An 11,735-nucleotide genomic window follows, 5' to 3' on the forward strand; every position below is an offset into this window, starting at 1 on the left:
TCAGCTGCTAGGGTTCGCCATACAAACCGATGAGTCGGCGCACCACGCCATTGGTCCAGCCAAAGCCGTCCTGCAACGGATATTCCCCACCGCCGCCTTCGCGCGGCGCTGCGTCGGCTATGTGGTATTTTTCGATAAGTTTGTGGTGTTCCTGATAAAAGAGATTCACCGTTTTCAACCAGTTACGGGCAATTTCATCCCCGAGATGGTCGTCACCGTACAGTTTGAAGCCCTGGATCGCCATCCACTGCAGCGGCGCCCAGCCGTTGGGTTTATCCCATTGTTCCCCGGTTTCATGCTCCGTGGCTAAAATGCCACCGGGCGTGAGCAGGCGACTGCGAACTGCGTTAGCAAGCCGATCGGCTTGTTCATGCGTTGCCATACCGACATACAGCGGCACAATACTGGCGGCAGAAAACAGGGCCATTTGTTCGCGCCGCCAGTCGTAATCGCGATAGCAGCCGTTTTCATCGTCCCAGAGATAGCGGTTTACCGCATCACGACGATCGCTGGCTTTCTGGCGAAACAGCGCTTCCGTTTCTTTGTCACCTTTCAGCGCGGAAATATTGGCGATAGTGCTTTCCAGCTTGTAGAGGAATGCGTTCAGGTCAATTGGGATGAACTGCGTGGTGCGTATGCTGGCAAGGCGGCCTGCGTCGCGCAGCCAGCGCGATGAATAATCCCAGCCAGAAGCCGCGCCCGCGCGTAAATCCCGATACACTTCATTGGGCGGGCGACCCGAATGCTTGGCGGTCTCGACGTCTTCAAGCCATGACTCATCGCGCGGCGTATCACGATCGTCCCAATAGCGGTTAAGTAGAGAGCCGTCCGACATTCTGATCACGTGGCGGTAGGCCTGGTTGAGTACCAGGGAATCGGCGCCATCCATCCAGAACGCGTACTCCATTTTTAGATGATCAAGGTAACGACGCGCGCCGCGTACGCCATCTTCTTCAAACAGCTCCACCATCAGGGCAAAAACGGGTGGCTGTGAGCGGCTCAGATAGTAAGTACGGTTGCCGTTCGGGATGTGACCATAGTTTTCAATCATCCAGGCAAAGTTATCTGCCATACATTTCAGCAGATCTTCGCGGCCGCTCTCTGCCAGACCCAGCATGGTAAAGTAGGAATCCCAGTAGTAGGTTTCGCTAAAACGCCCGCCTGGCACAATGTATGACTGCGGTAACGCCAGCAGCGAGGACCAGGGAATGTGATCCTGCGGCTCGCGCGTCAGCACCGGCCACAGTTGATCAATATGTTCTTTCAGCGAACTTTCCGGGTCAGAAACGTATTCGCTGGAGGGCGTTTCCGGGAGCCAGAAATGGTTCTCGACGAAGCGTCGCAGATCGAAGTCCCGATGGCGTTTAACCTTGCGATAGCGAATTAAAATATCGAGCGGGTCCATTTTGGGCGCACAATCTGGGAAGGTTTTACTATCCGCAAACAGTTTGGATGACTGGACGTGTTCGAACAGTTCGAGATAACGATCGGCAGGAGTTAACGCATCTGAAGCGGGAAGCCCTTCAATCATCTCCGGCTCAGGCTCCGCCTCAATCATTTCATCCAGCTTTAACTCGCACGGATCCATTTCATAAAGCAGATCGATGTCGATCGTCATTTCTTCAGAAGGGGCGTGGGGTAGTTTCTGGTTGAGCATAATGAGAAAGACCTCCGATGGACGTTGAAAGATTAAGGCTATTGCCCGGTCGTCAGTTAAGCGTAGACACTCGCTTCGGTGTCGGGTGAGTAAAGCGTGCGGTTGATCACGTTTTAATGCTGAGCAAAATTTAAAGAATCAGACTATCCCAATGAAAATAATGGATAATTCAAAATTCTGCATAATCTGAATATATTCCATTTTCAGAGCATTCGATTGCAACGAGGTGTGAACAGAGACAGGTAACGTCTTATCTCTATAATAGGCGCAGGCTATTCTATTGATAGTTCTCCTCCATGTAATTGCTTGATACTTATCAAAATAGTAATCCCCTTATTTCCTATGATGGTCAGGTCTGACAAAGACTGTGCATTAATTATTCTAATTTTTCTGGGTCACAATAACTCACAACGGTGAGGGTAAAATAATGAAAATCATTACCCGTCTTACCGCGATTGCCATAGCTGGCGTCGTGATTTGTTATTTTGGATTATCCGGTTATGTGTGGTATCACGATAATCAACGTAGCAAACAGGCTGATGTTCAGGCCTCTACGCTGGAAGAAAATAATAAGGTATTAGGATTTTTACGCGAAAAAGGATGCGATTATTGTCACACGCCTTCAGCTGAATTACCTTTCTATTCTTCTTTTCCTGTCGCTAAGCAGTTGATGAATTACGACATTCAACTGGGATACAAATCATTCAATCTTGAAGCCGTTCGTGCGGCGCTGGTCGCAGATAAACCCGTTTCGCAAAGCGACCTGAATAAAATTGAATGGGTGATGCAGTACGACACCATGCCGCCAACGCGATATACCGCGCTGCACTGGGCCGGGAAGGTCAGCGATACGGAGCGAGCCGAGATCCTGGGCTGGATTGCGAAACAGCGTGAGCAGTATTACGCCAGTAACGATACCGCCGCGCAGCATCGTAATGAACCGGTACAACCGATACCAGAAAGTATCCCGACCGATGCCCGCAAAGTAGCGCTTGGCTTTACGCTTTACCACGACCCGCGTATTTCAGGCGACAGCACGATTTCTTGCGCGCATTGCCACGCCCTGAATGCAGGCGGCGTGGATGGCCGGAAAACGTCGATCGGCGTAGGCGGCGCCGTTGGCCCGATTAATGCGCCGACGGTGTTTAACTCGGTCTTCAACGTTGAACAATTCTGGGATGGTCGTGCGCCAACATTGCAGGCGCAGGCAGGCGGCCCGCCGTTGAACCCTATCGAAATGGCGTCTAAATCCTGGGATGAAATTATCCAGAAACTGGATAAAGATCCGCAATTGAAGCAAGAGTTTATCGCGGTTTATCCGCAGGGATTCAGCGGAGATAATATTACCGATGCGATTGCTGAGTTTGAGAAAACGCTAATTACGCCAAATTCGCCGTTTGATAAATGGCTACGCGGCGATGAAGCGGCGTTAACTGCTCAGCAGAAACATGGCTATCAATTGTTTAAAGATAATAAGTGTGCGACCTGTCATGGCGGTATTATTTTAGGCGGGCGCTCATTTGAGCCATTGGGTTTGAAAAAGGACTTTAATTTCGGTGAGGTCACTGCCGCAGATATTGGCCGCATGAACGTCACTAATGAATTACGTGACAAGCTGCGTCAAAAAGTCCCGGGCTTGCGTAATGTTGCGCTGACCGCACCTTATTTCCATCGCGGTGATGTGCCTACGCTCGATGGCGCGGTAAAACTGATGCTGCGTTATCAGGTGGGTAAAGAACTGCCGCAGGAAGATATCGACGATATCGTGGCGTTCCTCGAAAGCTTAAACGGCGTGTATACGCCATATATGCAGGGTAAATAACCTCTGGCGTTATCCAGCCTGACGCGTTTTGCAGGCTGGATGATTCTTCTTTACCTGGCGAGTATTTACCTCTGCTCATCCACAAATATTCCCCACAATTCTTCTACTGCTCTGGACATTCTGCCCGCAGGCCGAAACAGTCGGATATCAATGGGTATCCATAACCCGCTCTTCTGTAAAGCCGCCGCGGCGATCGTCCCGGCCTGAACGTCCGGGGCCGCCAGACTTTCCGGCAGCCAGGCAATGCCGTCCCCGGCTTTGACCATCGCCAGCAGCGTGGCGGCCAGATCGGCGGTGAATGCGATGTTCATACCGCGTCGGGCATGATTCACCGATGACGTGTTCGAGAGGATCCTCCCCAGACCGGATTCTGCAGAGAAGGAGAGAAACGGAAATTTTTTGCCCCCCGTAGCCTGCCAGAGCGGCTGATGAGAGAGGGGATCGCATTTGGAGTAAGGTAATAACATTTCTCGACCGAGACGGACGCTAAGATATTTCGTCTGATCGAGGTTGATGTGCATGTGAGGGTGGTAATAACACAGCAGAAACTGCGCATCCCCTTTTTCAATCATCCGTTCACAGGCGCTGAGCGTGTCTGACAGCAGGCGAAATGAGCCGAAACGGGCGATTTTTTCATTATTGCGCATCAGCGCCGGAAAAAATGAGAACGACAGGGAATGCGTTGCGGAGAAAATAACATCCGGTCGGGAATTTCCCGCCGCTTCGATGGTTTCATTTCTCAGGGTGTATAGCGCCCGGATCAGTTCGGGCACCTGAGCGACGAAAACTTCCCCCGCACGGGTCAGGCTGACACCACGGCGGTTACGTTCAAAAATCGGCGTTCCAAGCCACTCTTCCAGCGAAACAATGCGCCGACTGAATGCGGGCTGCGTCACATATCGGGAAGCGGCTGCGCGGGAGAAATTGAGTGACTGCGCCAGCGCAACGCAGTCTTCAAGCCAGGTGAGTTCCAGATGATGCCGATTTTGCATTACAGTCAGCCTCTTTGGCATTAGATCAGTAAATAGGCACTGCTTAAGATGGAGAAATACAGGACGATGGCGTCCTTAAATGCTGCCTGAGTGCATTATGCCAATAATAAACCGGCATGAGTTATCACTTTTTACAGGCGCGTAAGTGCAAGCATAACTGACCAAGAACCCGCCGGAGAAAACATGCGTATCCTCGATGTTGTAGAAATTACCAAACCCATCGCTTCCCCTATTCGTAATGCCTATATCGATTTCAGCAAGATGACGACCAGCCTGGTGGCCGTTGTGACTGATGTTGAGATAGAGGGCCGCCGTGTGGTGGGATACGGATTTAACTCTAATGGCCGTTACGGCCAGGGGGGATTGATCCGCGAACGCTTCCGTAACCGCATTCTGGACGCTGACCCGGAAAGTTTGTTGAATGCCGAAGGCGATAACCTGGATCCGCATAAAATCTGGGACGTCATGATGAGTAATGAGAAGCCGGGGGGCCATGGTGAGCGTTCGGTGGCTGTGGGTACGCTGGATATGGCTATCTGGGATGCCGTTGCCAAAATTGCCAACAAGCCGTTGTTCCGTCTGCTGGCTGAGATGAAGGGTGTTGAGGCGAATCCACGCGTCTTTGTCTACGCGGCGGGGGGTTACTATTATCCGGGTAAAGACCTGAGCGCGCTGCGTCAGGAAATGCGAGGCTACCTGAACCGCGGCTACAACGTGGTTAAAATGAAAATCGGTGGCGCATCGTTGGAAGAGGACCGTCGCCGTATCGAAGCGGTGTTGACTGAAATTGGCGATGAAGCGCGTCTTGCCGTTGATGCCAATGGACGCTTTAATCTGGAAACCAGTATTGCCTATGCCAAAATGCTACGAGATTATCCATTGTTCTGGTACGAAGAAGCTGGCGACCCGCTGGATTATTCTCTCCAGGCCGCGCTGTCAGAATTTTACCCAGGTTCGATGGCGACGGGTGAAAATCTCTTTTCTCATCAGGATGCGCGCAACCTGCTGCGCTACGGCGGCATGCGCCCGGATCGCGACTACCTGCAATTTGACTGTGCGCTTTCCTACGGTCTGGTCGAATATCTGCGTACCCTCGACGTACTGGCGCAGTTTGGCTGGTCCCCATCACGCTGCATACCGCATGGCGGTCATCAGATGTCGCTGAACATTGCGGCGGGTCTTGGTCTCGGTGGGAATGAAAGTTATCCGGATCTGTTCCAACCGTACGGCGGTTTCCCGGATTCAGTTAAGGTGGAAGAGGGTCATATCGTCATGCCAGAACTGCCGGGCATAGGGTTTGAAGGTAAATCTGACCTGATTAAAGAGATGCGCGCGTTGGCCGAATAGCGCGGGCGGCGGTGACATAACACCCCTCCGGTTGCCGGAGGAGTGTTACTTAAGCGTGTAGTGAATAACGTCTACACATGGGCAATTAGCGCATAGTGACGAATTCTTCTGCCGCAGTCGGGTGAATAGCGACGGTGTTATCGAAGTCTTTCTTAGTCGCGCCCATTTTCAGCGCCACCGCGAAGCCTTGCAGCATTTCGTCCATGCCAAAACCGATGCCATGAATACCAACAATCTTCTCTTCCGGACCCACGCAAACCAGCTTCATGCGGCACGGCTGGCGGTGTGAAGTCACGGCAGTGTACATCGCGGTAAACGAGGATTTATACACTTTCACCTGGTCATCGCCGTGCTGTTCGCGAGCCTGCTGCTCGGTCAGGCCCACGGTGCCAATTGGCGGGTGGCTGAAGACCACGGTCGGGATGTTGTTGTAGTCCAGATGCTCGTCCGGCTTGTTGTTAAACAGACGCTCGGACAGGCGACGGCCCGCGGCAACGGCAACCGGCGTCAGCTCAACGGCACCGGTATTGTCGCCGACGGCATAAATACCCGGCACGCTGGTGTTCTGGAATTTATCAACGACGATGTAGCCTTTTTCGTTGGTTTTCACGCCGGTAACAGCCAGATTGAAGTTGTCCGTTTCTGGCTCACGACCAATCGCCCAAATCAGGCAGTCTACCGTTTCGCTACGACCATCTTCCAGTTGCAGGGTCAGGCTGCCGTCAGCGTTTTTAACAACCGCTTTTGGAATCGCGTGAGTATGCAGAGTCGGGCCTTCGGCGTTCATTACCTCAACCAGCGTGTCGACGATCATCGGGTCAAAGCTACGCAGCGGCGCGTGTTTACGTACGAACAGGTGCGTTTGGGCACCCAGGCCGTTAATCACACCAGCCAGCTCAACGGCAATGTAGCCTGCACCAACAACAGCCACGCGTTCTGGTAACGCTGGCAGCTCAAAGAAACCATTAGAATCAATACCGTATTCCGCGCCAGGGACAGTCGGGCGACTCGGGCGACCGCCAGTGGCAATCAAAATATGATCGGCAGTGATGATTTTACCATTCACTTCAACGGTTTTTGCATCAACGAAGCGAGCAAAGCCTTTGATCACATCGACATTATTTTTGCCCAGCACGTTGTCGTACGAGGTATGAATACGATCGATATAAGCGGTACGCGTGGCGATCAGTTTATCCCAGTCGAACTTATTGATGGTGGTGTCGAAACCGTAATCCGGACCGTACATGTGGATCGCTTCGCGGACCTGTGCGGCATGCCACATCACTTTCTTCGGTACGCAGCCAACGTTAACGCAGGTGCCGCCTAACTCTTTGGCTTCAATCAGTGCGCATTTTTGACCGTACATTGCTGCACGGTTAATGGAGGCAATACCGCCGCTGCCGCCGCCAATAGCGATGTAATCATAGTGCTTGGTCATGACCGCTCCTTTATGTTCATTGTAGGGCGGAGAAGCGTTACGCCATCCGCCAAAATATTCGCGATTGTATACCTGATATTAAAAGGTTCCACCGATGGCTGCGATTACTCCGGCACTATCCAGCTTACGGAAGTATGCCCGGTTCCTGTCGGAACCAGTTTGCTGTGCAACCACGGCAGGACGTTGTTCATCTGCTGCTCCAGCTTCCACGGTGGGTTAATCACAATCATGCCGGATGCCGTCATGCCGCGCTGATCGCTGTCCGGGCGTACTGCCAGCTCAATTTGCAGAATTTTGCGGATGCCGGTGTCTTCGAGATCGTGGATCATGCGCTTGATTTGTTGGCGCAGAACCACTGGATACCACAACGCATAGGTGCCGGTCGCGAAACGTTTGTAGCCTTCGTTAATACCGGTCACTACTGCCTGGTAGTCGCTTTTGATTTCGTAGGGTGGATCGATAAGGATCAACCCACGACGGGAAACCGGCGGTAATTTTGCTTTCAGCTGCTGATAACCATCGGCTTTGGCCACGCGAGCGCGCTCATCTTTCTGGAATTCGCCGCGCAGCAGAGGGAAGTCGCTCGGGTGCAGTTCAGTTAATTGCAGACTGTCCTGTTCGCGCAGCAGCTGGCGAGCAATTAACGGAGAGCCCGGGTAGTAGCGCAACTGACCGCTACGGTTGAAGTGCTGCACAACGCCAATGTAGGGTTCCAGTTCGGCAGGCAAATCGTCCTGCTGCCAGATACGGGCGATTCCTTCCAGGTATTCACCGGTGCGTTCGGCATGCTCACTGCTCAGCTGATAACGGCCAGCGCCAGCATGGGTGTCCAGATAGAGAAACGGTTTTTCTTTCTCTTTGAGCGACTCGATGATCAGACTCTGAACGGTATGTTTAAGGACGTCGGCGTGGTTGCCTGCGTGATAACTGTGGCGATAACTGAGCATGGGTAATGAAATTCCGCTGAAATGACGATTTGCCACAGTTTACAGCAGATCGACACGGATTACCCGTAGGCCCGGTAAGCGCAGCGTCACCGGGCGTCTTTCCATCACGGTTAGCATTGAAATCCTCTACACTTAACCCCATTGTACAAATTAATATGCACAGCGCCGGATACGCGCTTCATTCACTCTTTTCAACAGGACCGCGCTAATGACCAATCCATTGCTGACTCCCTTCGAACTGCCGCCGTTTTCTAAAATTCAGCCAGAACACGTTGTGCCTGCCGTCACTAAGGCGCTGAACGATTGCCGTGAAAACGTTGAGCGCGTGGTTGCGCAGAGCGCGCCGTACACTTGGGAAAACCTCTGCCAGCCGTTGGCGGAAGTCGACGATGTGCTGGGGCGTATTTTCTCTCCGGTTAGTCACCTGAATTCGGTGAAAAACAGCCCGGAACTGCGTGAAGCCTACGAACAAACGCTGCCGCTGCTGTCTGAATACAGTACCTGGGTTGGACAACATGAAGGCCTGTACAAAGCGTACCGCGACCTGCGTGATGGCGATCATTACGCCACCCTGAACACCGCACAGAAAAAAGCGGTTGATAACGCGCTGCGCGATTTTGAGCTTTCTGGTATTGGTCTGCCGAAGGAAAAACAGCAGCGCTATGGTGAGATTGCCACCCGCCTGTCTGAGCTCGGCAACCTGTACAGCAATAACGTCCTCGATGCTACGATGGGCTGGACCAAGCTGGTGACCGACGAAGCGGAACTTGCCGGGATGCCGGAAAGCGCGCTGGCCGCCGCAAAAGCGCAGGCTGAAGCCAAAGAGCAGGAAGGCTATCTGTTAACCCTGGATATCCCAAGCTACCTGCCGGTGATGACCTACTGTGATAACCAGGGGCTGCGTGAAGAGATGTATCGTGCATACTCCACGCGCGCATCTGACCAGGGGCCAAACGCGGGCAAATGGGACAACAGCCCGATAATGGAAGAGATCCTCGCGCTGCGCCACGAACTGGCACAACTGCTGGGCTTTGAAAGCTACGCCTTTAAATCTCTGGCTACCAAAATGGCGGAGAACCCGCAGCAGGTACTCGACTTCCTGACTGACCTGGCGAAACGTGCCCGTCCGCAGGGTGAGAAAGAGCTGGCTCAACTGCGCGCCTTCGCGAAAGCGGAATTTGGTGTTGATGAGCTGCAGCCGTGGGATATCGCTTACTACAGCGAGAAACAAAAACAGCACCTCTACAGCATCAGCGACGAGCAGCTGCGTCCTTACTTCCCGGAAAACAAAGCCGTTAACGGTCTGTTTGAAGTGGTTAAACGTATTTATGGCATCACCGCCAAAGAGCGCACCGATGTTGACGTCTGGCATCCGGAAGTTCGTTTCTTCGAGCTGTACGACGAAAACAACGAGCTGCGCGGCAGCTTCTATCTTGATCTGTATGCCCGTGAACACAAACGCGGTGGGGCGTGGATGGACGACTGTGTCGGCCAGATGCGCAAGACAGACGGCACATTGCAAAAGCCGGTCGCTTACCTGACCTGTAACTTTAACCGTCCGGTGAACGGTAAACCTGCGCTGTTTACCCACGATGAAGTGATCACCCTGTTCCACGAGTTCGGCCACGGTCTGCACCATATGCTGACCCGTGTCGAAACCGCGGGCGTTTCCGGTATCAACGGTGTGCCATGGGATGCGGTCGAACTGCCGAGCCAGTTTATGGAGAACTGGTGTTGGGAGCCGGAAGCGTTGGCGTTTATCTCTGGTCACTTTGAGACCGGTGAGCCGTTGCCGAAGGAACTGCTGGATAAAATGCTGGCGGCGAAAAACTACCAGGCAGCGCTGTTTATTCTGCGTCAACTGGAGTTCGGTCTGTTTGATTTCCGTCTGCACGCGGAGTTTAACCCGCAGCAAGGGGCTAAAATCCTCGAGACGCTGGCGGAAATTAAAAAACAGGTCGCCGTGGTGCCGGGCCCAACGTGGGGCCGCTTCCCGCATGCCTTCAGCCACATTTTTGCTGGTGGCTACGCAGCGGGTTACTACAGCTATCTGTGGGCAGACGTACTGGCGGCAGATGCCTTCTCTCGCTTCGAAGATGAAGGGATTTTCAACCGTCAAACCGGACAATCGTTCCTCGATAACATCCTCACCCGTGGCGGTTCTGAAGAGCCGATGGAACTGTTCAAGCGCTTCCGTGGCCGCGAGCCACAGCTGGATGCAATGCTGGAGCATTACGGGATCAAAGGCTGATTTACCCGTCATACTTCAAGCTGCCTCTTCGGCAACTGCGCTTACTCACCCTGGTCACGTACTATTTGTACGTTCCCAGGGATTCCTTCACTTGTTGTCTTGATGCAACTCGAATTATTTAGGGTAAAGCGGAATTGAAAATCTGCTTAGTAGATGAAACAGGCGCCGGAGACGGCGCCTTATCTGTTCTTGCCGCCCGCTGGGGACTGGAACACGATGAAGATAACCTGATGGCGCTGGTGATGACGCCGGAACATCTGGAACTGCGCAAACGTGATGAACCCAAACTCGGCGGTATCTTCGTGGATTTCGTGGGCGGTGCGATGGCCCATCGGCGCAAATTTGGCGGTGGACGCGGTGAAGCGGTGGCGAAGGCGGTTGGCATTAAAGGCGATTACCTGCCGGATGTGGTCGATGCAACCGCGGGGCTCGGGCGCGATGCGTTTGTACTGGCCTCGGTAGGCTGCCGCGTACGAATGCTGGAACGTAATCCGGTGGTTGCGGCACTGCTCGATGATGGCCTGGCGCGCGGCTATGCCGACCCGGAAATCGGTCCGTGGCTGCAGGAACGTTTACAGCTGATCCATGCGTCGAGTCTGACGGCGTTAACCGATATCACGCCGCGCCCGCAGGTGGTGTACCTCGATCCGATGTTTCCACATAAGCAGAAAAGCGCGCTGGTGAAAAAAGAAATGCGGGTGTTTCAGTCATTGGTGGGGCCGGATTTAGATGCGGATGGGCTGCTGGAGCCTGCGCGTCAGTTGGCCACCAAACGTGTGGTGGTGAAGCGCCCAGATTACGCGCCGCCGCTGGCGGATGTCGCCACGCCGAACGCGGTAGTCACGAAAGGGCATCGGTTTGATATCTACGCTGGGACAGCATAGTTTGTAGATCTGTGCGCTGTGCTGCCTGATGCGCTGTGCTTATCAGGCCTACGGCAGCGTGTGGTTTGTAGATACTGTTATCGCCTGCAAGCCTTTTCAGGTTCCGCGGTTACGGATAGCAGGCACGACCAGTCACAGCGCCGTCAGGCGCTGTTTTTTCCTGATTCATCTTCCCTTCAGGCTGTTATCACCCCATGTCTCGACGCATCGAACGGCTCACCTGATTTCAGTACACCGTAAGACACATGCGCCAGCTTGCGCATCATTGCGCCTATTATCACTTTCCCTTTTTTACCGTTTCCTGCCAGACGGTCGCGGAACGCCCGCCCCCATTCCGTTTTACTTATTGCCACCATCGCTGGCATGTACAGAGCCCTGCGCAGGGATACATGGCCGC

8 protein-coding genes and 1 pseudogene are annotated in these 11,735 nt (G+C 53.4%); 4 read left to right on the top strand and 5 right to left on the bottom strand.

Translation table 11 applies throughout. The features are described 5' to 3' along the window. Nucleotides 1-7: 7 nt before the first annotated feature. Complete coding sequence (locus tag OGY17_RS17895) at nucleotides 8-1,657, bottom strand: alpha,alpha-trehalase (protein ID WP_003827453.1); 1,650 nt, start codon at nucleotides 1,655-1,657, stop codon at nucleotides 8-10. 427 nt (nucleotides 1,658-2,084) lie between these two features. Between OGY17_RS17895 and OGY17_RS17900 the strand changes: the two genes are divergently transcribed. Continuing rightward, the gene (locus OGY17_RS17900; RefSeq protein WP_003837773.1) at nucleotides 2,085-3,479 is read left to right on the top strand and encodes a cytochrome-c peroxidase; all 1,395 of its coding nucleotides are present in this window, start codon (nucleotides 2,085-2,087) and stop codon (nucleotides 3,477-3,479) included. 65 nt (nucleotides 3,480-3,544) lie between these two features. Here the strand turns inward: OGY17_RS17900 and OGY17_RS17905 are convergent, their stop codons facing one another. Then, a complete protein-coding gene (locus tag OGY17_RS17905; RefSeq protein ID WP_286607949.1) occupies nucleotides 3,545-4,471 on the bottom strand; it encodes a LysR family transcriptional regulator in 927 nt (308 codons plus the stop codon). A 183-nt stretch (nucleotides 4,472-4,654) separates the two neighbouring features. On the opposite strand from OGY17_RS17905, the gene OGY17_RS17910 reads away from it, so the two are divergent. After that, nucleotides 4,655-5,818 carry a mandelate racemase/muconate lactonizing enzyme family protein gene (locus OGY17_RS17910; protein WP_008786398.1) on the top strand — a complete coding sequence of 388 codons (1,164 nt, stop codon included), beginning with the start codon at nucleotides 4,655-4,657 and terminating at the stop codon, nucleotides 5,816-5,818. A gap of 85 nt (nucleotides 5,819-5,903) precedes the next feature. On the opposite strand, the gene gorA is transcribed toward OGY17_RS17910, so the two are convergent. Together gorA and OGY17_RS17920 are read right to left on the bottom strand one after the other, a co-directional pair. Beyond that, the gene (gene gorA, locus OGY17_RS17915; RefSeq protein ID WP_286607951.1) at nucleotides 5,904-7,256 is read right to left on the bottom strand and encodes a glutathione-disulfide reductase; all 1,353 of its coding nucleotides are present in this window, start codon (nucleotides 7,254-7,256) and stop codon (nucleotides 5,904-5,906) included. A 104-nt stretch (nucleotides 7,257-7,360) separates the two neighbouring features. Next, nucleotides 7,361-8,203, bottom strand: coding sequence for a 23S rRNA (adenine(2030)-N(6))-methyltransferase RlmJ (locus OGY17_RS17920; RefSeq protein WP_003827459.1), 843 nt, complete (start codon nucleotides 8,201-8,203; stop codon nucleotides 7,361-7,363). Nucleotides 8,204-8,411: 208 nt separating this feature from the next. Between OGY17_RS17920 and prlC the strand changes: the two genes are divergently transcribed. Next, nucleotides 8,412-10,454 (top strand): oligopeptidase A, encoded by a 2,043-nt coding sequence (prlC, locus tag OGY17_RS17925; RefSeq protein WP_286582431.1) that lies wholly within the window; start codon nucleotides 8,412-8,414, stop codon nucleotides 10,452-10,454. Between the two features lie 134 nt (nucleotides 10,455-10,588). Further along, complete coding sequence (rsmJ, locus tag OGY17_RS17930) at nucleotides 10,589-11,338, top strand: 16S rRNA (guanine(1516)-N(2))-methyltransferase RsmJ (protein ID WP_003827462.1); 750 nt, start codon at nucleotides 10,589-10,591, stop codon at nucleotides 11,336-11,338. Between the two features lie 176 nt (nucleotides 11,339-11,514). On the opposite strand, the pseudogene OGY17_RS17935 reads toward rsmJ, so the two are convergent. Continuing rightward, nucleotides 11,515-11,735 (bottom strand): annotated as a pseudogene (locus OGY17_RS17935) (IS110 family transposase); the annotation flags it as partial.

The organism is Citrobacter sp. Cpo126, assembly GCF_030332445.1.
Taxonomy (GTDB): Bacteria; Pseudomonadota; Gammaproteobacteria; order Enterobacterales; family Enterobacteriaceae; genus Citrobacter; species Citrobacter portucalensis.

Excerpts from the sequence above, each read along its gene's own strand:
- OGY17_RS17895 (WP_003827453.1), bottom strand. The coding sequence starts at position 1,657 with ATGCTCAACCAGAAACTACCCCACGCCCCTTCTGAAGAAATGACGATC.
- OGY17_RS17900 (WP_003837773.1), top strand. The coding sequence starts at position 2,085 with ATGAAAATCATTACCCGTCTTACCGCGATTGCCATAGCTGGCGTCGTG.
- OGY17_RS17905 (WP_286607949.1), bottom strand. The coding sequence starts at position 4,471 with ATGCAAAATCGGCATCATCTGGAACTCACCTGGCTTGAAGACTGCGTT.
- OGY17_RS17910 (WP_008786398.1), top strand. The coding sequence starts at position 4,655 with ATGCGTATCCTCGATGTTGTAGAAATTACCAAACCCATCGCTTCCCCT.
- gorA (WP_286607951.1), bottom strand. The coding sequence starts at position 7,256 with ATGACCAAGCACTATGATTACATCGCTATTGGCGGCGGCAGCGGCGGT.
- OGY17_RS17920 (WP_003827459.1), bottom strand. The coding sequence starts at position 8,203 with ATGCTCAGTTATCGCCACAGTTATCACGCAGGCAACCACGCCGACGTC.
- prlC (WP_286582431.1), top strand. The coding sequence starts at position 8,412 with ATGACCAATCCATTGCTGACTCCCTTCGAACTGCCGCCGTTTTCTAAA.